The sequence below is a fragment of the Kitasatospora sp. NPDC048298 genome (assembly GCF_043201465.1).
Lineage (GTDB): Bacteria > Actinomycetota > Actinomycetes > Streptomycetales > Streptomycetaceae > Kitasatospora.
Map to the genome: position 1 here is coordinate 12,381 of NZ_JBICYZ010000070.1, position 19,407 is coordinate 31,787.

Sequence of the window (19,407 nt, forward strand, 5' to 3'; positions counted from 1 at the left end):
TCCCCGGATCACCGGCCTGATCACTCGGCCCTGATCACTCGACGCCGATCACTCCGGGCTGGTCACCCGGTGCTGATCACTTGGCCTTCTTCGAGAAGTACTCGAACATGTGCTGGGCGACGTCCTCCAGGTATGGACCGGCCTCGTAGGTGTTCGCGCCGTTGCCGATGGAGGTGTCGCTGACCAGGGCGGGCTTGCCGTCCTTGGTCGCGTACCAGCCGCCGCCGCTGCTGCCGCCGGTCATGTTGCAGCCGATCAGCAGCATCGCCGGGCGGCTCGGGTCGCCGGTCTTCTTGGACGGCTTGCCGCCGTCGCAGTGCTCCAGCTCCACGCCGTCGAAGGGCTTGCCCTCCGGGAAGCCGTAGTTGCTGACGGCACCGACCTGGTCACGCGGGGCGTTGAACCAGAGCGGGACGGAACCGCCGACGGTCTCCTCCAGCGACTTGCCGCCCGGGTTGGGGTTGGCGACCTTGATGATCCCGAAGTCGTACTGGCTCCAGGGGCCGCCCTTCTCCGGGTCGGCCTCGGCGGCCCACTGCGGCGAGACCATGCCGGAGGTGGCGGTCCACTCGCCGTACGGCTCGGCGTCCTCCAGCTTGGCCTGCTTGTTGCCGTTGCTCAGCACACCGTTGCTGTTGAAGGCCGGGGCGAAGGTGATGTCGGTGTAGTACTTGTTGCCCTTGCCGCCGTGCAGGCAGTGGCTGGCGGTCCACACCAGGTTGCTCTTGCCCGGGTTGGCCGGGTCGGAGACGACGGTGCCGGAGCAGACGTAGTCCTCGTTGCCGTCCTTGAAGAAGATCTTGCCGTTGACGTGCATGTTCTTCGGGAACGGGTGCGCCACGGGCTTGGCCGGGACGACGGCGGGCAGCTGGTCGGCGCCGCCGGGCTGGGCCGCGGTGGGCTGCGTGGTGGGCGCGGCGGCGGTGGGCGCGCCGGTGGGCTGTGCGGGCGGCTGGGTCGCGTCCGGCGCGGGCTGCGGCAGCGGCTTCGGCTTGGCCTCCAGCAGCTTCTGCAGCGTCCAGTAACCCTTGACCGCCGGGGTGATCACGTTGGCCTGGGCCCACTTGTCCCAGTCCTCCAGCTTCCAGGTCTTGAGCTCCTCGAGCGTCGGAAGCTTGATCGGAGCCGCCCCCGGGGTGCCGGCGGCGCTGGCCCCGGCGGTGGGAGCCGCGGTCGCGGGCGGGTCGACGTTGTCCGGCCCGCAGGCGGTGGCGACCACCATGGTCAGCGCGGCGACGGAGGCGCCCAGGACGGCACGGCTCGGCCGGGATATCGGTGACATGCGTTCAAATCCCCCTGTTGACTACCGCCATGCGGCCCGTTCCCCGGGCGCGGCCCCACTCGGCCGCGGGCATGGCAGGTGAGGAGTCTGCCATGCGGCCGGCGGCCTCTCGGCACCCGCCCCGGACCGGGACGCGGCCGTCACCGGATCGGCACGGGATCGGCACCGGGCCTCCGTGGGGCCTCCGTGGGTCGTCCGTCGGGGCCTCCGTGGAGCCTCCGTGGGTCGTCCGTCGCGGCGCCGTCGGGGCCTGCGTGGGTCGTCCGTCGTGGCGCCGCCGGGGCCTCCGTGGGGCCTTCGTCGTGGCGCCGCCGGGGCCTCCGCCGGATAAATCGGTTGCACGCCTCGTGCCGGTTGCCTAGCGTGGTCCGGGTCATCAGCCAGACAAGGAGAAGGCCGTTGCTCTACTGAGGTCCCGGGACACCGCCCCCGCCGCGCAGGCCCTGCTGCCGTTGCGCGGTGCGCGAGTGTGCGACCTCAGTCACGGCCCGTGGCGCTCCCCTGCGTGACGCCACCCCTTCGTTTCCTCCGGCCGTCCCCGGTTCCGCACCCGCGGTGTCTCCCCGTGTTGCTCACCACCCCTTCGGCAACCACCCCGGGAGGCCTGTATGGCACACCAACCCACCACCACCGCCGTCCTCTGCACCGAGCTCTCGTTCGAGTGGCCCGACGGCAAGCCCGTCCTGGACGGCTTCCACCTCGCCGTCGGCCCCGGCCGCACGGGCCTGATCGGGCTCAACGGCGCGGGCAAGTCCACCCTGCTGCGGCTGATCGCCGGCGACCTCACCCCCACCGGCGGCACCGTCCGGGTGGGCGGCGAACTCGGCTACCTGCCCCAGGGATTGACGCTCGACACCACCCTGAGGGTGGACGAGGCGCTCGGCATCCGCGCCACCCGCGAGGCCCTGCACGCCATCGAGTCCGGCGACACCGACCAGCGCCACTTCGACGCGATCGGTGACGACTGGGACGTCGAGGAGCGCGCCCGCGCCACCCTCGACCGGCTCGGCCTGCACCGCCTCGGCCTCGACCGCACCACCGGCGAACTCTCCGGCGGCGAGGCGGTGTTGCTGCGGCTGGCCGCCCTGCTGATGGCCCGTCCCGACGTCCTGCTGCTCGACGAGCCCACCAACAACCTCGACCGGGCCGCCCGCGAGCGGCTCTACGAGACGGTGGCCGGCTGGAACGGCGTGATGCTGATCGTCAGCCACGACCGCGAGCTGCTCCGGCACGTCGACCAGATCGCCGACCTCAGGGACGGCGAAGTCACCTGGTACGGAGGAAACTTCGAGGACTACGAACGCACCCTCGCGGCCCAGCAGGAGACGGCCGAGCGGCAGCTGCGCAACGCCGAGGCCGACGTCCAGCGCCAGAAACGGGACTTGGCCGAGGCCCGGATCCGGCTGGACCGCAGCGCCGCGTACGGGAAGAAGCGCTCGGTCACCCGCAACGACCCGCACATCTTCGCCGGGATGCTCAAGCGCAAGGGCCAGGAGACGGCCGGCCGTCTCCAGGGCATGCACACCGAGCGCCTGGAGGAGGCCAAGGCCCGGCTCAGCGTGGCCGAGGAGGCGGTGCGGGACGACGCCGAGATCAGGATCGACCTGCCCCGCACCGCCGTCCCGGCCGGGCGCACCGTGCTCACCCTGGACAAGGTCCGGCTGCCCTACGGCACCACCGCCGCCCTCGACCTGCGCGGGCCCGAGCGGATCGCCCTGGTCGGCCGCAACGGCGCCGGCAAGACCACCCTGCTGCGCACCATCGCGGGCGAACTCGCCCCGCTGGCAGGGGAGGTCATCACCCCGGTGCCGCTGCGGCACCTCCCGCAGCGGCTCGACCTGCTGGACGACGGGAGCTCCGTGGTGGAGAACGTCAAGCGGTTCGCCCCCGCCGCCGGGGACAACGCGGTCCGCGCCCGGCTCGCCCGCTTCCTGTTCCGCGGTGCCCGGGCTGACCAGCCCGCCGCCACCCTCTCCGGCGGCGAGCGCTTCCGCGCGACGCTGGCCGCCCTGCTGCTGGCCGACCCGCCGCCGCAGCTGCTGCTGCTCGACGAGCCGACCAACAACCTGGACCTCGCCAGCGTCCGCCAGCTCACCCAGGCACTGGCCGCGTACCAGGGCGCGCTGATCGTGGCCAGCCACGACCTGCCGTTCCTGCGCGGCCTGGGGCTCACCCGGTGGCTGGAGCTGGACGGCGAACTGCGGGCGGTGGCGCCGATGTAGCGAGTGTGGCCGAGGTGGCCACCTCGGCCGAATCGGCCGAGGTGGCGGCTACCGCTGCCGGTCCTCGTCGCTCTGGGAGTCCCGGGAGTCCTGGGCGCCCTGGGAATCCCGGGTGCCCCGGGCGTCCTCGGTGAGCATCCGGCGGGCCGTGCTCAGGGCCGAGTCCCTGAGCCCGGCCAGCTCGTCGGGGGTGAACACCGGGGTGCGGACGTTCGGCGGGATGCCCGGTCCGTCGAAGGTGCCGCCGCCCCGGGTGAGGTACTTCTCGTTCGGCAGGCCGACTAGCAGATCCGGCGAGAGCGTCTTGATCATCACGTCGGAGAAGACGCCCTGGGTGTTCTCGCCGACCCGGAGCACCTTCGGGGAGCGGCCCATCATGGCCTGGGTGAAGGTCTCCGCGGCGCTGGTGGAGATCGAGGAGGTGAGGACCGCCACCGGCCCGGTGAAGTGCCCGCCCGCCGAGGGCCGTACGGTGACCGGCTCGGGCCGGGTGAACCTCGTCGGGTCGGCCGGGTCGTTGCGCGCCACCTTCCGGTAGGCGACGTAGGGGCGATCGGTGAGCCGGGCGGCGATGTGCAGCCCGAGCGCGTCCGAGCCGCCGCCGTTCAGCCGTACGTCGACGACCAGGCCGGTGGGGCGGTCCGGCCCGGCCAACAGGGCGTCCAGCGCCCGGTCCAGTTCGGCGAGCTGGTTCTGGTGGCCGCCCTCGGTGTACCTGCCGAAGCTGCTCACCCGGAAGTAGCCGATGCCGTCGGGGAGCCGGCCCACGCCGAGCCGACCGTCGGCGAAGAGCTGCTCCGGGCCGGTGAGCTGGGCGGCCGAGGCCTGTCGGGCCCGGGCGGTCAGTTCCTCGGTCTCCTCCGTCGTCCCGGGCCGCTGTCCGCCGAAGACCGACCTCGGGTGCCCGTCGACGACCCGGGCCAGTCCGGTGTGGGCGTCGCCGAGCGGGCGGAGCATGTCCACGAAGAGGTCCTGCAGCTGGTCGACGGTCGTCGTCGGGGTGATCGTGCGCCGCTTCTCGTCCCGGACGGCGTGCCAGTCGATGCCCTTGGCGGCGAAGAAGGGGTAGTTCTCCTCGAAGTTCTCCCAGAACCGGTCGAAGACCGCCAGCGGGTCGTTCGGAACCGGCTCGGCGCACAGCGGCGGCAGGGCGTCCAGACGGTCGAGCGACTTGCTGCCGACCCCGCCCTCCTCGCGTTCGACGGCCCGGTTGCGGCCCTTGGGGGTGAGTGTCAGGGCGTTGTCGCCCATCTCGTAGCGGATGGTGCCGTCCGGTCCGGGCGCGGCCGTCTGCGTCCCGGTGATCCACCCGGGCACGCAGCTGTGTGCCGTCACGTCGTACGTGGTGAGCCGGCTCCCGGAGACCGCGACCAGCAGACCGTAGCCCTCCAATCGCCAGACCCCCTCCAGCGGGTTCGCCCGCCCTCCCTGGGCCGCGGTCGCCCCCTGGGCCGCGGCCGCCCCCGGCGCCGCCAATCCCACGGCCGCCGCGAGCGCCACCGCCGCGGCCGCCGTCCTGCTGATGTTCCTGCGTGTCATCTCCGGCCTCCGCCGAACCCCGGTCTCCCCCGCGGAACCCCTCCGCCACCGCTCCCCGCCGACGCTACGGCCGGCCCCGTCGCCCGGTCGTCATCCCGGGTGGCGCACCCGCTTCCTCCTCCGGGCCCATCCGCTTCCTCCTCCGGGCCGATCCGTGCCGGGCGGAATAGCCCCCGGCGCTCTCGACAAGCGCCGTTTTGAGTGCGGGTGAAAATCCGCCGTCCACGGCCCCAACTGCCCCTGGCTCCAGTACCATCGGCGACATGCCTGCGCTCAACATCGAGTACACGGAGCACGAGCTCGCCGCGATCCGCGAGGCCGCCGCCGCGGACGGCAAGACGGTGAAGGCGTACGTCCACGACCTGAGCGTGCGGGAGCAGCAGCGGAGGGTCTTCGTCGACCACGCGGTGGCGTTCTGGAAGGCGCACCGGGCCGAGTTCGACGCCGCGTTCCCCGAGGACGCGCCCGCGGCGTGAGCGGCCGTGCGGCGGCGGTGCGAGCGGCGGCCACTGTGGCTACGGCGGGCGCGAGCGCGAGCGCGGCGGGTGCTGGTGCGGCCGGTGCGGCCGGTGCGGGCGTGACACGGTGAGGGGCGGGGGAGCGGCGCTGCTCCACGTCGACCTGCGCTGGCTCCTCGACGTCCAGGAACTGGCCTCCCCGGAGGACCTCAGCGTGCGGGACTACTCGGCGCTCCAGGCCGCCGTCGCCCGGCACCGGGTGAACACCGCCCAACTCGGCCACGAAGCGGACCCGGCCTGGTGCGCGGCCACCCTGATGCACACCATCGTGCTGCTGCGCCCGCTGCCGGTGCGCAACAACCTGTACGCCTGCATGACGACGGCCGCGTACATGCACGCGGCCGGGGAGGGGATCGACTCGCCCTACGGGGCGTTGGTGGAGCTGGCCCGCGACATAGCGGAGGGCCGGGCGGACGTGTACGCGGCGGCCGACCGGATCCGCGCCTGGCGGATCTGAGGCCGGCCGACCGCCGCGTCATCGTCAGTCCGAGGCCGTGCCCGTGCCCGTGCCCGTGCCCGCGCCCGCGCCCTGCGGCGCCGGCCGCAGCCTGCCCGTGATCCGCGTCCCGAGCCGGTCCAGCCCGACGACGACTGCGGCGAGCACCACGAACTCGACGGTCAGCAGGGCGATCTGGCCCCAGACGTAGCCGTAGCCCTTGGCGGTCGGGTCGAAGAAGAAGTAGGGGTACGGCAGCGGGTAGTCGTCGAACAGTGCGTTGCGGGTGAGGACGATCGCCGCGTAGCCGAGCGGGAAGGCCAGCCAGAGCGGTATGTCCTTCCAGGCCGCGGCGTTGCGCGGCCTGAGCACCAGCCAGTCGACGATCACCATCACCGGCGTCACGTAGTGCAGGAAGAACGACGACCAGTGCGCCAGCCTGTCCGGTCCGCTGACCAGCCCGGGCAGTGGGTTGGCACCGTGTTCGAGCAGGATGTGCGAGACCAGCCCGGTGATCAGGATGTACAGCGTGGCGGCGCCGCGCAGCCGGGGCGCGGGCGCGTCCACGGTGTCGCGCTTGAGCATCCAGTACACCGCGCCGACGAAGTAGCCGAACACGATCACGTTGCTCTGCACGGTGAAGTACACCAGCGGTGCGGTTCCGAGGATCAGGCCGAGGCCCGCCGAGAGCACGATGCCCATGCGCCACCACAGCGCGGGCCGGGTCCGGACTGTCATGCGGCCACCAGTTCGTTTCAGGCGATACGGGAGGTATCGGGCGTCAAGGGGGAAGGCTGCACTCTACTCGCTGGGGCCGAGCGGATGGAATCCGTGTTCGAACCACTTCGGCCCCCGGGCTCCCCTGCCGAGGCCTGGCGATCCGTCAGTTCGGCCTGTCAGCCGGGCAGTACGAAGCCCGACTCGTACGCCGCGATGACGGCCTGGGTGCGGTCCCGCGCGCCCAGCTTGGCCAGCACGCTGCCGACGTGCGTCTTCACCGTCTCCTGGCTCACCACCAGCTGCCGCGCGATCTCGCCGTTGCTGAGCCCGGTGGCCATCAGCCGCAGCACCTGCCCCTCCCGCTCGGTCAGCCGCCCGATCGGGCCCCGGTCCGCCGCCCCGGCCTCCCGGCGCCGGTCCGCGCCGTGGCGCAGCGCGAGGTCGCGGACGGCCGCCGGGAACAGCAGCGAGTCGCCGCGCGCGACCAGTCGCACGGCCTGCACCATCTCCTCCGCCCGGGCCCGCTTCAGCAGGAACCCGGCGGCGCCCGCGCGCAGCGCGTCGTACACGTGGTCGTCGTGCTCGAAGGTGGTGACCACCAGGATGCGCGGCGGCGGAGCCATCCCGCCGACCAGCTGCTCGGTGGCCCGGATGCCGTCGATACCGGGCATCCGGACGTCCATCAGCACCACGTCCGGGCGCAGTTCGCGCACCAGCGGGACGACCTCGGCGCCGTCCGCGGCCTCGCCGACCACGGTGAGGTCCGGCTCGCTCTCGATCACCACCCGCAGGCCCAGGCGGACCAGCCGCTCGTCGTCCGCGATCACCACCCGGATGCTGTCGACACCCCGCTCCGCGCCGCTGTCCATGCCCTCGTTCACGTCGTCCCTCCCACCGGCAGCCAGACGGCCAGCCGCCACGTCGTTCCGTCCTCGCCCGACCCCGCCGCGCTGCCGCCGTGCAGTGCCGCCGCCCGCTCCGCGATCCCGCGCAGCCCGCGTCCGCCGCCGGGGCGGCTCGGTCGGGCGGGGCCGAGCGGGTTGGTCAGTTCGATCTCCAGCCGGCCGCCCGTCAGTGCGACCCGCAGCCCGGCCGGGGCGGGTCCGGCGTGGCGCAGCACGTTGGTCAGGCCCTCCTGCACGATCCGGTACGCCTCGCGGGAGACCGCCTCGGGCAGGCCGGCCAGCCCGGGCGCCAGCTCGGCGTCCACCGCCACCCCGGCGCGGCCGAGTTGGCGCAGCAGGTCGTCCAGCCCGGCGAGGGTGGGCCCGGCCGGTTCGGCGGCCCGCGGGTCCTCCTCGCGCAACAGCCCGAGCACGGTGTCGAGTTCGGCGACGGCCGCCCGGGCGGTCTCCTCGATCGCTGCGAGCGCCTCGGCGGCGAAGTCCGGGTTGCTGCGCAACACCCGGGCGGCGGCCGAGGCCTGGATGCCGACGGCGCTGAGCGCGTGCCCGACCGAGTCGTGCAGCTCGCGGGCCAGCCGGTTGCGCTGGGCGAGCACCGTGGCCCGGCGCTCGGCGGCGGCCACCCGCTCCTCCGGGGTCGGGCCGAGCAGGGCGGGCGCCCAGCGGGCGAGCAGCGCGCCGCAGGCGGCGTTGGTGCCGACGATCAGCAGCAGCAGGCCGAGGCCGAGGGCGGGGCCGCTGGCCAGCCAGGCGGGGAAGTGCCGTTGCCACATCCGGACGAACTCCTCCGTCCCCGAGAAGCCGCAGACCAGCACCACCGCGAAGGGAGTGCCGGCCAGCGTCATCCCGGCGACCACCCCGCCGAACAGCAGGTGCAGCACGTACCAGAGCGCGGTGCGCCGGCGGGCGGCCCAGGAGCGGGCCGGTCCGGCGGCCAGCTCCTCCGGGTGAGGCGCCGAGCACAGCGCCCGCGCGGCCGCGCCCTCCAGCCCCCGCACCATCGGCACCAGCGCGGTGACGGCGGCCATCGGCAGCGAGGTGGCCAACGACAGGACGTACAGCAGCAGTTGGCGGGCGGGTGACTGGTTCGGGTTGAGCGCGCCGAACAGCACCACCGACAGCATCCAGTACGGCATCAGCAGCGCGCCGCCCAGCACCAGGTGCACCCAGCGCAGCCGGGCCCGCCGCCCCAGCGCGGCTCCCGCCGTGCGCCGCAACCGGCCGTCCGCGCGCGCCGTACGCGGCAACCGGCCGTCCGCGCGCGCCGTACGCCGCAACCTGTCGCCCACCCCCGTGATCACCCGCGCGACTCTACGGCAGCGGTGCGCCGGCGGGCGCCCAGTTCGGCCAGCGCCATCGCCCCGACCGCCAGGACCAGCACCGCGGCCACCACCTGGGCGGCCTGCACCAGGGGCATCAGCCCGGGCACGGCCATCCGCAACTCGGTCACCCGGGTCGTCGTCGCCCCGAAGGCCACCACCTGCCAGGCGCCCCAACCGAACAGCGAGCCGGCCGCCGTCCAGACCACCAGCAGCGGCCCGAGCAGCCGGCGCCCCGGACGGAACCGGAAGACCAGGACCAGCAGCGCCGCCGCCGCGGCCACCGCCATCACCGCGCAGACCCCGTCCATCACCGCCACGCCCCGGTTCCGCTCCTCCACCATGACCTGAGGCAGTCCGGCGGCACCCCCGAGCGCCCAGTAGGCCCGGCCCGCCGCGACGCCCACGGCGAGCAGCGCGGCGACACAGGCGAGGGAACGCTGCACGGCCAGCGTGGGGGAGTCGGGCAGGTCGCCGATCCGCTCCCGCAGCAGCCCGGCCCAGCGCCGGCGGGCGTACAGCGCGAAGGCGGTGAGCAGGGCGAGGCCCTGGACGGCGAAGCCGCCGTACACGACGAGGAAGACCCAGTCGCCGACGCCCTTGTCGTCCGGGTCGGCGCGCTCCGGCCCGAGCACCAGCAGGCTCAGCAGGTACAGCGGCAGCGCGACCAGGATGGTGCCGAGCAGCCCGGTCGCCACCCACATCGGGAACGCCACGAGCCCGGCCGGCGCCCGCCGCCCCCACGGGCGGACGAAGGCCAGCGCCAGAGCCACGGCGATCGCGTCCATGCCGAAGGTCAGCAGGTTCACCAGCCACAGCCGGTCCATCCCGCCGGGGTCGTCCGATCCCACCGGATGCCCGGTCAGCCAGAGCAGCTTCAGCGTCAGGTACGGCCCGGTCGCCGCCACCGCCGTCCAGGCCGCCCCGGCCCGCAACACGTGCTCGTTGATCCTCATGCCCCCACGGTCCCGCCGGGGCGCACCCCGGGGCCTCCGCCGGGGGCGCGATCCCCCTCCCCCTGGCGGGGGATCTCCGGCCGGGACCGCGCTGCGGGCCGACCTCTGGCGTGCGGCAGACCGACCTCAGGCCATGCGGTGGATCAACCGGTCCTCCTCGTCGGTCCGGCCGTCCGGGTCGGCGACCAGCCCGAGCCGCCCGGCGAGCCGGCGCGAGGGCAGGTTGTCGGCGTGGATCAGGGCGACCACAGGGATGCCGGGGTGGCGCGGCAGCGCCTCGGCCATCGCCGCCCGGGCCGCCTCCGCCGCGTACCCCAGGCCCCAGGCGGACGGCCGGAACCGGTAGTAGAGGTTGAACACCCGCTCCCCGTCCAGGGTGTGCAGGTACAGCCCGGCGAACCCGATGACCGCCCCCGGGTCCTCCCGGGTGGCGACGGCGCAGTACCCCACCCCGTCCCGCACCCAGTCGGCGACGAACCCGTCCAACATCTCCTGCGCCTGGGCGATCTCCCGCTGCGGCCCGTTCGGGTTGTACCGGTTGGTCTCCGGATCCCCGTGAATCGCGAACACCACCTCCACGTCGTCCTCCTGCGGCCGCGTCAACACCAGCCGCTCGGAGACGGTGACGATCGTGCGGGCGGTGTGGTCGGTGCGGGCGGTCAGGTCGGTGGTGGTCATGGCGCTTCCCCGTGTCGTGCGTAATAGGCCTCCCGCAAGATAGGCCATTACTCCGACACTCGCCCGTCGATTTCCGCCGCTACAGGATCGGCTCGCAGCCGATCGCCTTGCCCCCGGCGGTGAGGAACTGGCGGACCCGGTCCTTCTGGTCGGGGAAGAGGAAGGGCTTCTCGAGGCCCGAGGTGATCCCACCGGTGATGGTGAAGAAGACGTCCTTGCCCCGGCACGTGGTGACGAGCGTCCCGTCGGCCACCCACTGGGCCCGCCCCAGATCGGACGTGCTCGCGCCGTCCTTCCGGGTCAGGGCGGTGGTCCGTGGCTCGGTCGTGATCGCGAACTCCTGCACCCGGCTGTCGTACTGCGAGTCCCCGCCGATCCGACACGACCAGATCGGGGCGGTGGCGGTGGTGACCTGCTGCGGCATGCGCCACTGGGCCTCGGGGTTCCTGGCGGGTGCGAACCCGGGCAGTCCGCAGAGGTTGGTCCAGTCCGGGTCCGTCACGGCGCCCTTCGCCGACAGCTCCTTCGGTGCCGCAACGGCCCGATCGGCACAGCCGCGTGCCTTGGCGACCTTGTTGGCGAAGGCCACGGCCAAGCGGGCTCGGGCCTCGTCGTGGCCCGGCTGGTCGGCGCGCACCTCGGCGCGCACGCCCTTCTCACACCCCTCGGGGAGCACGGCCCATGCGACAGCCGGAGTCACCGAACCGGCCGAGTCACCGGAGAACAGCCGGGCATCCGACGCGGCCAACACTCTCGGTCCGTCATCAGTGTTGAGAGCGATGGTGAACTGCACGATCTTCTCGGTGGTCTTGAACACACCGGAGCTGACCGTGGCCGTGCAACTGTTCCCGGTGTGGTTCTCCGTCGCCGAATAGCTGCCCTTGCTCTCACGGATCCGCCCGGACCCCAGCAGCTCGTGCACCTGGTCCGCCGTGGCCGCCCCGTCGCACACGGCGTCCGGCCCACCGAGGTTCGTCAGCCGGTACGACACGAACCCCAGGGCCCCGACGAGGACGAGGGAGAACGCCACCAGCACCGTCGCCAACCGCATCCGCAGCGCCCGCGTGGTGAACCCCCGCCGGTCGAGCGCGGTGTCCAGCCGCCCCGCCGCGCTCCGCCGGCCGTCCTGGCCGTCCGGGTCGTTCTGTTCCATGGCGTGTCCCCCTTCGCTCGTCGTTCGTCCGGCTAGAGGATCGGCTCGCAGCCGATCGCCTTGCCCCCGGCGGTGAGGAACTGCTGCCAGGTGGAGTCGCCATCCGGTCCGGAGCTCCAGGAGCCGTTGAGTTCCATCCGGAAGGTGGTCGGCCGGCCCTGGCAAGTCGCCGTCATCTCGCCGGGCCGCACCCAGCGGGCCCGGCCGATCCCCGGTTCGTCCTTCGGGGTTGCCGGGGCCAGGAGCCGGGGCTCGGTGCCGATGGTGAAGGTGATCGGGGACCTCGGACTCGCGTCCGAGTGGATGAGACAGGTCCACAGCGGGTCGGTCGAGGTGGTCACGGTCTCCCGGAGGGCCGCGCCGCCGAGGCCGGCGGGCGCGGTGAGCCCGGGCAGGCCGCAGACGGCGTTGCGGTCGAGGTCGTGGTCCTTCCCGGCAGCGGAGAGCTGGTGCGGCGCGGGCATGGACGACGTACCGCACCCCTGTTGTGACGCGACGCGGCCGGCCGTCGACACGGCGAGCGCGGCGAGCTTCTCGGCCCCGGGCCGGTTGTCGCGGTCCGCCCTGACGGTGATCCGCTGCCCGCTGTCGCACGCCTCGGGAAGCAGCGCCCAGGCCCGGTGGTCGAAGCCCGCGCCGGACGCTCCGCCGTTGGCCGAAGCGGCGAACAGCCGGGCCTCCGCGTCATTCGCGACGACGGAGAGGTCGCCGTTCTTGCGCAGCTCAACGGTGACGGACCGCTCGTTGCCGAAGACCCCGGAACTCACCTTCGCCATGCAGAACGCTGACCCGCTGCGCAGGTACCCGTTGCCGAACGCCTGATCGCTGACCTTGCCCGGCCCGAGCGCGTCGTTCAGTAGATCCGCGCTCACGGCGCCCTCGCACACACTGTCCGGACCGAAGGCGTTGGTCAGGTTGTCCACCAGGAACACCCCGGCCCCGGCCACGACCGCCGTCACCGCCACCACGGCGACCGCCGCCCGCACCCGCAGCGGCCAGGTGGTGAACCCCCGTCGGTCGAGCGCCGCGTCCAGACGCCCGCCGACGGCGCTCCCGTCGCCGGGCTGATCGGCGGTGTGCTGTGTCTTCTTCATCTCAGCGCCCTCCGAGTGCGTTGCGGTATGTCTGGTTGACGCCTGTCCCGTAGCTTTCGGACACGTCGTGCAGCAGCTTCTGGGGCACACCGGCGGTCGAGTTGATCTCCGCCTGGGTGAGACCGGCCAGTCCGGCCTTCTCGACGATCATCGTCTTCAGCTGGTTCTCTCCGGAGTTGAACATTTTGGACAGGTCCGCCTGCGTCTGCTGGTCCTGCTCGCTGTTGAGCCCGTTCGCCCACTCCGAGGTCCCGACGTCGACCATGCGCTGGACGAAGTCGCCCACGACCGGTACGGGAGTCAGGGGCGTGCCGATGAGGTGGTAGTTCATCTTCGCCTGCCAGTTGTTCTGGAACACGACGTCGTCGTGGTGACGGGTCATGACGTCCGACTGTGCGCCGCTGAGCGCCCCCAGGACCTGGCCGGCCTCCCGTACGTAGCCTTCGATGCCGGGGCCGGGGCGCCCGGTGCCGTCCGGCCTGAACGCGTCGGCGGGGTAGGAGTCGAGTCGCCGGGCGATCTCCTGGCTCTCGGCGTAGTGGATGGCCTTGAACGCCTCCGGGTCGTCGGACACACCTCGGATGACCCGGATGAGGCGGTCCCGGTCGATGGCCAGCCCGCTGGTCTCGGAGTGCCCGTTGACCTCCTTGCCGATGATCTCGTACGTGTCGGCCGCGTAGTCGGCGATCATGTTGCCGAACGGCCGGCGCAGTCCGACGGGGAGTTCGGTCACATGGCCGGCGGAATCGCCGCCGAAGTGGCTGATCGTGTCGGACATGATGCGCGCCATCGCCGCGTCGTGCGGGCGGACCGGCGGCTGGCTGCCGTGCGGATCGCGGCCGGTGGTGGCGGCCTCCAGGGCATCGCCGAAAGCACCGCGGGAGGTGTCCCGCGCGAGCGTGTCCAACTGGTTGTGTTCGTAGCCCTGGTTGGGCCACTGGCGGTCCTTCAGCAGGTAGGCGAGGTTCTTGTTGGCCGCGGGGTCGAAGAACTCCTTCGACGCCTCGGGGTGGCGGCTCATGGTCTGCATGAGGTCCCGCATCGGATCGCCCTGGTGGCCGGAGATGTTGCTCCAGTCCGGGCCCCACAGGTCTTCGCCCTTGAGTTTGCTGCCGCGCTCGTAGTCGACCAGGTCGGTGCCGACCTTGGTCAGGAAGCCCTTGTCGAAGCTGCCCCTCGCGTTGAGCAGTGCCGTCAGCGCCGGGTAGTTGTCGTTGTAACCCGCCGCAGATGCCCCGGGGCGACGGGCGGCGGCCAGCAGGCCGTCCTCCCAGGCCTTGCCCATTCCGCCGTCGCGGGTGGCGGTGGCCAGTGCGACGGACAGGCTGCCGTAGACGTCCTGGTATCCCTTGGCGTTGTGGTTGCCGCGCGCGAGGCCGTCGTAGACCTTGCTGTACTCCAGCAGGGCGTCCGGACCCGTCTTGCCGCCGTAGTTGAGGCCGTTGAGCAGGGTGGTGGAGAAGTCCTTGTTCTCCGCGTTGGCGGCCATGAGCGCCTGCAGCTGCTTGAGCTGGTCGTCGGAGAGGCTGCCGCCCTTGGACATCAGGTCCTTGGCCCGGTTGGCGTCGGCGACCGGGCCGGCGCCGTACGGGGCGGCGTTGAAGGCGGTGGTGCTGGTGCCTATGTCGCCCTGGAGGGCCACGGTGGCCCGCTGGTCGGCGGCGGTGGCCTTCGCGACGGCCTTGCCGAGCCGGTCCGAGAGTGCCTGGGCGTTGGCCCGGATCGTGCGCTCGGCCTCGGGGTCGTTCCTCTCCTCCTTCGGGACGGTCCAGTTGACCGTCCCGTCGGCGGTGACGCTGAGGGTGGTGTCGCCCTGCGCGTCGTGCAGCGCCGTGTCGAGGTCGCGGCGGGCGGCGGCGAAGTCCTCGGCGGCGGTCTTCATGATCGCGGCGAGGGCGGTGGCGACGGCCGAGGCCTGCTTGAAGTCGCCGTCGATGCCCTGCATGGCCGTGGTCGCGGCGTCGGCGGCGTCGCCCTTCCATCCGGCCCGTTGTGCGGTGCTGGTGAGGTCCTTGGCGACCCGGCCGTCCAGGGCGGTGAGGGCCTTGGCCACGCCGGCCCAGGCTTCGGCGGCTTCGTTCACCCCGGAGAAGTCGGCCTCGTGCAGTTCCTTGAAGGACACCATCGGTCTGTTCCCCCCGGTACCTGTCAGTTGTTCGAACGCATGTCGGCGGTGATTCCGGCCTCGTTGGCGCCGTAGAACCGCTGGGTCTTGTCGAGGTTTCCGGCGGCGTTGCCGAGCTTGTCGTGCAGGGTCTTGCACTGCTGCAGCCAGCGCTCGGTGCTGCCGGTGAGGGCGCCGCCGAAGGAGAAGCCGCGGATCCTGGTCGACGCGGTGCTCGCGTACTCGGTGAGGCTGTGCGCGCCGGGGCCGGCCTTGCCGTTGGCGTTGTCCAGGTCGGTGGCGATCTGCCGGGCTATCCCGGCCGAGGCGTTGAGCTCGTGCGGGGTGTCCAGTCGGGTGGTGCCCAGGGCGGGTGGGATGAGCGCGGGGTTGCCGCCGCCGACCGGGGCCGGAGGGGCGTACGGCGACTTCGCGGTGTACGTGGGCCCTGAGCTCGGCATCGGGTCCTTGGCCGGTGCGACCGGTCCCGTGGTGAAGTACGGGCTACCCATGTGCGAATCCTCCCCATTCGGTGAAGCAGCCGCTCCCCTGCGGCATGAAGACCGTACAGGGAGCCGTTGTCAGTACACCGACCCACCCTCCGTGGCGCTGGATGTGCGGGGAGTGGCGGCGTTCAGCGGGGCTGCGTCAAGGGGGAATTGGCGGCCCGGCGCGAGGGTGGAGGTCTTGTTACCGGCGGGTCGCTTGCCTATCATCCCGAGTGTTACAGCTTTACTGTCAAACCCGTCGGAAGGGTTCAGCAGCCAGTGGGTGACGCGAGCAGGACGCCGGAGGCCGGGGGGCCGTTGGCGGGTGTGCGGGTGGTGGAGCTCGCCGGGATCGGGCCGGGGCCGTTCGCGGCCATGCTGTTGGGGGACCTCGGGGCGGACGTGGTGCGGGTGGACCGGCCGGAGCCCTCGCCGCTCGGCACGGACCCGGCGTACGACCTCAGCAACCGCAACAAGCGCTCGGTGCTGATCGACCTGAAGTCCCCCGAGGGCCCCGCGCGGGTGCTGGACCTGGTCGAGCGGGCGGACCTGCTGATCGAGGGCTACCGGCCGGGCGTCGCGGAACGGCTCGGGGTCGGGCCCGGCGCGTGCCTGGCGCGTAACCCCGCGCTGGTGTACGGGCGGATGACCGGCTGGGGGCAGCACGGCCCCCGGGCGGCGACCGCCGGGCACGACCTCGGGTACGCGGCGGTCGCCGGGGTGCTTGGGATGGTGGCGGCGCCGGGCGGGGCCGAGGAGCCCCCCGGCATCCCGGCCAACCTGCTGGGCGACTACGCCGGCGGCTCGCTCTACCTGGTCGTCGGCCTGCTCGCCGGACTGCACCACGCCCGGGCCACCGGTACCGGCCAGGTGGTCGACGCGGCGATCGTGGACGGCGCGGCGCACCTCGGCAGCATGCTGTGGGGCCTGCTCGCGGCCGGCCACTGGCAGGACCGCCGGGGCGTCAACCTGCTGGACGGCGGCGCGCCGTTCTACGCGGTCTACCGGGCGGCGGACGGCGGCCACCTGGCCGTCGGCGCGCTGGAGCCGCGTTTCTACGCGGAGTTCGCCCGGCTGCTGGAGCTGGGAACGGACGCGCCCGGCCAGTACGAGCTCGCCCGCTGGCCCGAACTGCGGGCCCTGATCGCCGCCCGCTTCGCCACCCGGACCAGGGTCGAGTGGGAGGCCGTCTTCGCGGGCTCCGACGCCTGCGTGGAACCGGTGTTGACGATGCGTCAGGCATCTGTGGACACCCACCTGTCGGCGCGCGGGACGTACGTCGAGGTGGACGGCGTCACCCAGCCGGCCCCCGCCCCGCGCTTCTCCGCCACCCCGGGTGCCCTGCGCCGCCCGCCGGCCCGGCCGGGTGCGGACACCGCCGAGGTGGCCCGGGACTGGGGCGTTCCCTCTCTCGACGTCAGTGCCTCATCCCCCAACGCTTCGGCAGAGCAAGGAGAGTAGCGTTGCAGCGCGAGATCTTCACCGAGCAGCACGACGACTTCCGGGCCACCGTGCGGGCCTTCCTGGCCAAGGAGGTGCTGCCGCACTACGACCGCTGGGAGAAGGCCGGCATCGTCGACCGCTCCGCCTGGCTCGCGGCCGGCCGCCAGGGCCTGCTCGGCCTCGCCGTGCCCGAGGAGTACGGTGGTGGCGGCACCCCGGACTTCCGCTACGCCGCGGTGCTGGCCGAGGAGTTCGCCCGGGCCGGTGCCTCGGGCCTGGCCATCGGCCTGCACAACGACATCATCGGCCCGTACCTCACCTCGCTCGCCACCGAGGAGCAGAAGCGCCGCTGGCTGCCCGGCTTCTGCTCGGGCGAGCTGATCACCGCGATCGCGATGACCGAGCCCGGCACCGGCTCCGACCTCCAGGGCATCCGCACCCAGGCGTTCGACCGGGGCGACCACTACCTGCTCAACGGCGCCAAGACCTTCATCTCCAACGGCATCCTCGCCGACCTGGTGATCGTGGTCGCCCGTACCACCCCCGAGGGCGGCGCGCACGGGCTGAGCCTGCTGGCTATCGAGCGCGGCACGCCCGGCTTCGAGCGCGGCCGCAACCTCGACAAGATCGGCCAGAAGGCCCAGGACACCGCCGAGTTGTTCTTCGAGGACGTCCGGGTGCCCAAGGAGAACCTGATCGGCGAGCTCAACGGCGGCTTCGTCCACCTGATGCAGAACCTCGCCCAGGAGCGGCTCACCATCGCCGCCGCGGCGATCGCCGGCGCCGAGTACCTGGTCGAGATCACCACCGACTACGTCAAGCAGCGCGAGGCCTTCGGCCGTCCGCTCGCCAAGCTCCAGCACGTCCGCTTCGAGATCGCCGAACTGGCCACCGAGTGCGCCGTCACCCGTGCCTTCGTGGACCGCTGCATCACCGAGCACAACCGCTACGCGCTCACCCCGGCGGACGCCTCGATGGCCAAGTGGTGGGCCACCGAGCTGCAGAAGCGCACCGCCGACCGCTGCCTCCAGCTGCACGGCGGCTACGGCTACATGAGCGAGTTCCCGGTCGCCCGGGCGTTCACCGACGGCCGCATCCAGACCATCTACGGCGGCACCACCGAGATCATGAAGGAGATCGTCGGGCGTTCCATCCTCGGCTGAGGTCCCTCCGTCGATCGGGTTGCCCCGCAAGCCCGTTGCCCCGCGAGCCTGTTACTCCTCAAGCCCGTTACCCCTCAAGTTCACCGCTCCGCAGACCACAGACCCACTGCCCCGAAGAATCCGCTGAAAGGCGTTCCCACCGTGACCACCGAAGCGTACGTCTACGACGCGATCCGCACCCCGCGCGGCCGGGGCAAGGCCTCCGGCTCGCTGCACGGCACCAAGCCGATCGACCTCGTCGTCGGACTGATCCACGAACTGCGCAACCGCTACCCCGGGTTGGACCCGGCCGCGATCGACGACATCGTGCTCGGCGTGGTCAGCCCGGTCGGCGACCAGGGCTCCGACATCGCCCGGATCGCCGCCATCGCGGCCGGCCTGCCCGACACCGTCGCCGGCGTCCAGGAGAACCGCTTCTGCGCCTCCGGCCTGGAAGCCGTCAACCTGGCCGCCGCCAAGGTCCGTTCCGGCTGGGAGGACCTCGTCCTGGCCGGTGGTGTGGAGTCGATGTCCCGGGTGAAGATGGCCTCCGACGGCGGCGCCTGGTTCGCCGACCCGATGACCGCGTACGAGACCAACTTCGCCCCACAGGGCATCGGCGCCGACCTCATCGCCACCATCGAGGGCTTCTCCCGCACCGACGTGGACGCCTTCGCCGCGGAGTCCCAGGCCCGCGCCGCCAAGGCCCAGGCGGACGGCCTGTTCGACCGCTCGGTCGTCCCGGTGCGCGACCGCAACGGCCTGGTCGTGCTGGAGCGCGACGAGTTCATCCGCCCCGGCACCACCGTCGAGACCCTGGCCGGCCTCAAGCCCTCCTTCGCCGCCATCGGCGAGGCCGGCGGCTTCGACGCCGTCGCCCTCCAGAAGTACCACTGGGTCGAGGCCATCGACCACGTCCACCACGCGGGCAACTCCTCCGGCATCGTGGACGGAGCCGCGCTGGTGGCGATCGGCAACCGTGAGGTCGGCGAGCGGTACGGGCTGCGCCCGCGCGCCCGGATCGTCTCCGCCGCCGTCTCCGGCTCCGAGCCGACCATCATGCTCACCGGCCCCGCCCCGGCCACCCACAAGGCCCTCGCCAAGGCCGGTCTCACCGCCGCCGACATCGACCTGGTCGAGATCAACGAGGCCTTCGCCGCCGTCGCGCTCCGCTTCATCCGCGAACTCGGCTTCCGCCACGACCAGGTGAACGTCAACGGCGGCGCGATCGCGCTCGGCCACCCGCTCGGCGCCACCGGGGCGATGCTGCTCGGCACCGTGATCGACGAACTGGAGCGGCGCGACCTGCGCTACGGCCTGATCACCCTCTGCGTGGGCGGCGGCATGGGCATCGCCACCATCGTCGAGCGCATCTGACTTCCTCCCCGCAGATCTGGAGACCGTGAAC

17 protein-coding genes are annotated in these 19,407 nt (G+C 72.6%); 6 read left to right on the forward strand and 11 right to left on the reverse strand.

The features are described from left to right. Positions 1 to 76: 76 nt before the first annotated feature. Positions 77 to 1,282 carry a hypothetical protein gene (locus ACGF0D_RS35525; protein ID WP_392923394.1) on the reverse strand — a complete coding sequence of 402 codons (1,206 nt, stop codon included), beginning with the start codon at positions 1,280 to 1,282 and terminating at the stop codon, positions 77 to 79. Positions 1,283 to 1,890: 608 nt separating this feature from the next. Between ACGF0D_RS35525 and ACGF0D_RS35530 the strand changes: the two genes are divergently transcribed. Beyond that, on the forward strand, positions 1,891 to 3,504 hold the full coding sequence (locus tag ACGF0D_RS35530) for an ABC-F family ATP-binding cassette domain-containing protein (RefSeq protein ID WP_392868900.1): 1,614 nt from the start codon (positions 1,891 to 1,893) through the stop codon (positions 3,502 to 3,504). Positions 3,505 to 3,552: 48 nt separating this feature from the next. Here ACGF0D_RS35530 and ACGF0D_RS35535 read toward each other — a convergent pair whose 3' ends face one another. After that, positions 3,553 to 5,043, reverse strand: a complete 1,491-nt coding sequence (locus tag ACGF0D_RS35535) for a S41 family peptidase (RefSeq protein ID WP_392923395.1) — start codon at positions 5,041 to 5,043, stop codon at positions 3,553 to 3,555. Between the two features lie 263 nt (positions 5,044 to 5,306). On the opposite strand from ACGF0D_RS35535, the gene ACGF0D_RS35540 reads away from it, so the two are divergent. After that, positions 5,307 to 5,519, forward strand: a complete 213-nt coding sequence (locus tag ACGF0D_RS35540) for a hypothetical protein (protein ID WP_224280451.1) — start codon at positions 5,307 to 5,309, stop codon at positions 5,517 to 5,519. A 109-nt stretch (positions 5,520 to 5,628) separates the two neighbouring features. Further along, positions 5,629 to 6,018 (forward strand): toxin Doc, encoded by a 390-nt coding sequence (locus ACGF0D_RS35545; RefSeq protein ID WP_392868896.1) that lies wholly within the window; start codon positions 5,629 to 5,631, stop codon positions 6,016 to 6,018. A 24-nt stretch (positions 6,019 to 6,042) separates the two neighbouring features. Here the strand turns inward: ACGF0D_RS35545 and ACGF0D_RS35550 are convergent, their stop codons facing one another. The 9 genes from ACGF0D_RS35550 to ACGF0D_RS35590 all read right to left on the reverse strand — a co-directional run bounded on the left by ACGF0D_RS35550 (position 6,043) and on the right by ACGF0D_RS35590 (position 15,438). Further along, on the reverse strand, positions 6,043 to 6,735 hold the full coding sequence (locus ACGF0D_RS35550) for a Pr6Pr family membrane protein (RefSeq protein WP_392923397.1): 693 nt from the start codon (positions 6,733 to 6,735) through the stop codon (positions 6,043 to 6,045). Between the two features lie 158 nt (positions 6,736 to 6,893). After that, positions 6,894 to 7,586 (reverse strand): response regulator, encoded by a 693-nt coding sequence (locus ACGF0D_RS35555; protein WP_392870024.1) that lies wholly within the window; start codon positions 7,584 to 7,586, stop codon positions 6,894 to 6,896. Between the two features lie 8 nt (positions 7,587 to 7,594). After that, positions 7,595 to 8,923 (reverse strand): sensor histidine kinase, encoded by a 1,329-nt coding sequence (locus tag ACGF0D_RS35560; RefSeq protein ID WP_392923400.1) that lies wholly within the window; start codon positions 8,921 to 8,923, stop codon positions 7,595 to 7,597. Beyond that, positions 8,920 to 9,897 carry a hypothetical protein gene (locus tag ACGF0D_RS35565; RefSeq protein WP_392868890.1) on the reverse strand — a complete coding sequence of 326 codons (978 nt, stop codon included), beginning with the start codon at positions 9,895 to 9,897 and terminating at the stop codon, positions 8,920 to 8,922. The genes ACGF0D_RS35560 and ACGF0D_RS35565 overlap by 4 nt, the downstream gene beginning before the upstream one ends. A 126-nt stretch (positions 9,898 to 10,023) precedes the next feature. Continuing rightward, complete coding sequence (locus ACGF0D_RS35570) at positions 10,024 to 10,575, reverse strand: GNAT family N-acetyltransferase (RefSeq protein WP_392923402.1); 552 nt, start codon at positions 10,573 to 10,575, stop codon at positions 10,024 to 10,026. A 79-nt stretch (positions 10,576 to 10,654) separates the two neighbouring features. Beyond that, entirely contained in the window at positions 10,655 to 11,728 is a 1,074-nt protein-coding gene (locus tag ACGF0D_RS35575) for a hypothetical protein (RefSeq protein ID WP_392923405.1), read from the reverse strand. A 32-nt stretch (positions 11,729 to 11,760) separates the two neighbouring features. Then, the gene (locus ACGF0D_RS35580; protein ID WP_392923408.1) at positions 11,761 to 12,822 is read right to left on the reverse strand and encodes a hypothetical protein; all 1,062 of its coding nucleotides are present in this window, start codon (positions 12,820 to 12,822) and stop codon (positions 11,761 to 11,763) included. A gap of 1 nt (position 12,823) precedes the next feature. Next, positions 12,824 to 14,947, reverse strand: a complete 2,124-nt coding sequence (locus tag ACGF0D_RS35585; protein WP_392923411.1) for a hypothetical protein — start codon at positions 14,945 to 14,947, stop codon at positions 12,824 to 12,826. A 23-nt stretch (positions 14,948 to 14,970) separates the two neighbouring features. Beyond that, positions 14,971 to 15,438, reverse strand: a complete 468-nt coding sequence (locus tag ACGF0D_RS35590) for a hypothetical protein (protein WP_392923414.1) — start codon at positions 15,436 to 15,438, stop codon at positions 14,971 to 14,973. A gap of 255 nt (positions 15,439 to 15,693) precedes the next feature. On the opposite strand from ACGF0D_RS35590, the gene ACGF0D_RS35595 reads away from it, so the two are divergent. The 3 genes from ACGF0D_RS35595 (at position 15,694) to ACGF0D_RS35605 (ending at position 19,376) form a co-directional block, all read left to right on the forward strand. Beyond that, positions 15,694 to 16,875 (forward strand): CaiB/BaiF CoA transferase family protein, encoded by a 1,182-nt coding sequence (locus tag ACGF0D_RS35595; RefSeq protein WP_392923416.1) that lies wholly within the window; start codon positions 15,694 to 15,696, stop codon positions 16,873 to 16,875. A gap of 2 nt (positions 16,876 to 16,877) precedes the next feature. Beyond that, positions 16,878 to 18,020, forward strand: a complete 1,143-nt coding sequence (locus ACGF0D_RS35600) for an acyl-CoA dehydrogenase family protein (protein ID WP_392923419.1) — start codon at positions 16,878 to 16,880, stop codon at positions 18,018 to 18,020. Positions 18,021 to 18,161: 141 nt separating this feature from the next. Beyond that, a complete protein-coding gene (locus ACGF0D_RS35605; protein ID WP_224279338.1) occupies positions 18,162 to 19,376 on the forward strand; it encodes an acetyl-CoA C-acetyltransferase in 1,215 nt (404 codons plus the stop codon). Positions 19,377 to 19,407: the final 31 nt, after the last annotated feature.

Coding starts and splice junctions, on each gene's coding strand:
- ACGF0D_RS35525 (WP_392923394.1), bottom strand. CDS start 1,282: ATGTCACCGATATCCCGGCCGAGCCGTGCCGTCCTGGGCGCCTCCGTC.
- ACGF0D_RS35530 (WP_392868900.1), top strand. CDS start 1,891: ATGGCACACCAACCCACCACCACCGCCGTCCTCTGCACCGAGCTCTCG.
- ACGF0D_RS35535 (WP_392923395.1), bottom strand. CDS start 5,043: ATGACACGCAGGAACATCAGCAGGACGGCGGCCGCGGCGGTGGCGCTC.
- ACGF0D_RS35540 (WP_224280451.1), top strand. CDS start 5,307: ATGCCTGCGCTCAACATCGAGTACACGGAGCACGAGCTCGCCGCGATC.
- ACGF0D_RS35550 (WP_392923397.1), bottom strand. CDS start 6,735: ATGACAGTCCGGACCCGGCCCGCGCTGTGGTGGCGCATGGGCATCGTG.
- ACGF0D_RS35555 (WP_392870024.1), bottom strand. CDS start 7,586: ATGGACAGCGGCGCGGAGCGGGGTGTCGACAGCATCCGGGTGGTGATC.
- ACGF0D_RS35565 (WP_392868890.1), bottom strand. CDS start 9,897: ATGAGGATCAACGAGCACGTGTTGCGGGCCGGGGCGGCCTGGACGGCG.
- ACGF0D_RS35570 (WP_392923402.1), bottom strand. CDS start 10,575: ATGACCACCACCGACCTGACCGCCCGCACCGACCACACCGCCCGCACG.
- ACGF0D_RS35575 (WP_392923405.1), bottom strand. CDS start 11,728: ATGGAACAGAACGACCCGGACGGCCAGGACGGCCGGCGGAGCGCGGCG.
- ACGF0D_RS35580 (WP_392923408.1), bottom strand. CDS start 12,822: ATGAAGAAGACACAGCACACCGCCGATCAGCCCGGCGACGGGAGCGCC.
- ACGF0D_RS35585 (WP_392923411.1), bottom strand. CDS start 14,947: ATGGTGTCCTTCAAGGAACTGCACGAGGCCGACTTCTCCGGGGTGAAC.
- ACGF0D_RS35590 (WP_392923414.1), bottom strand. CDS start 15,438: ATGGGTAGCCCGTACTTCACCACGGGACCGGTCGCACCGGCCAAGGAC.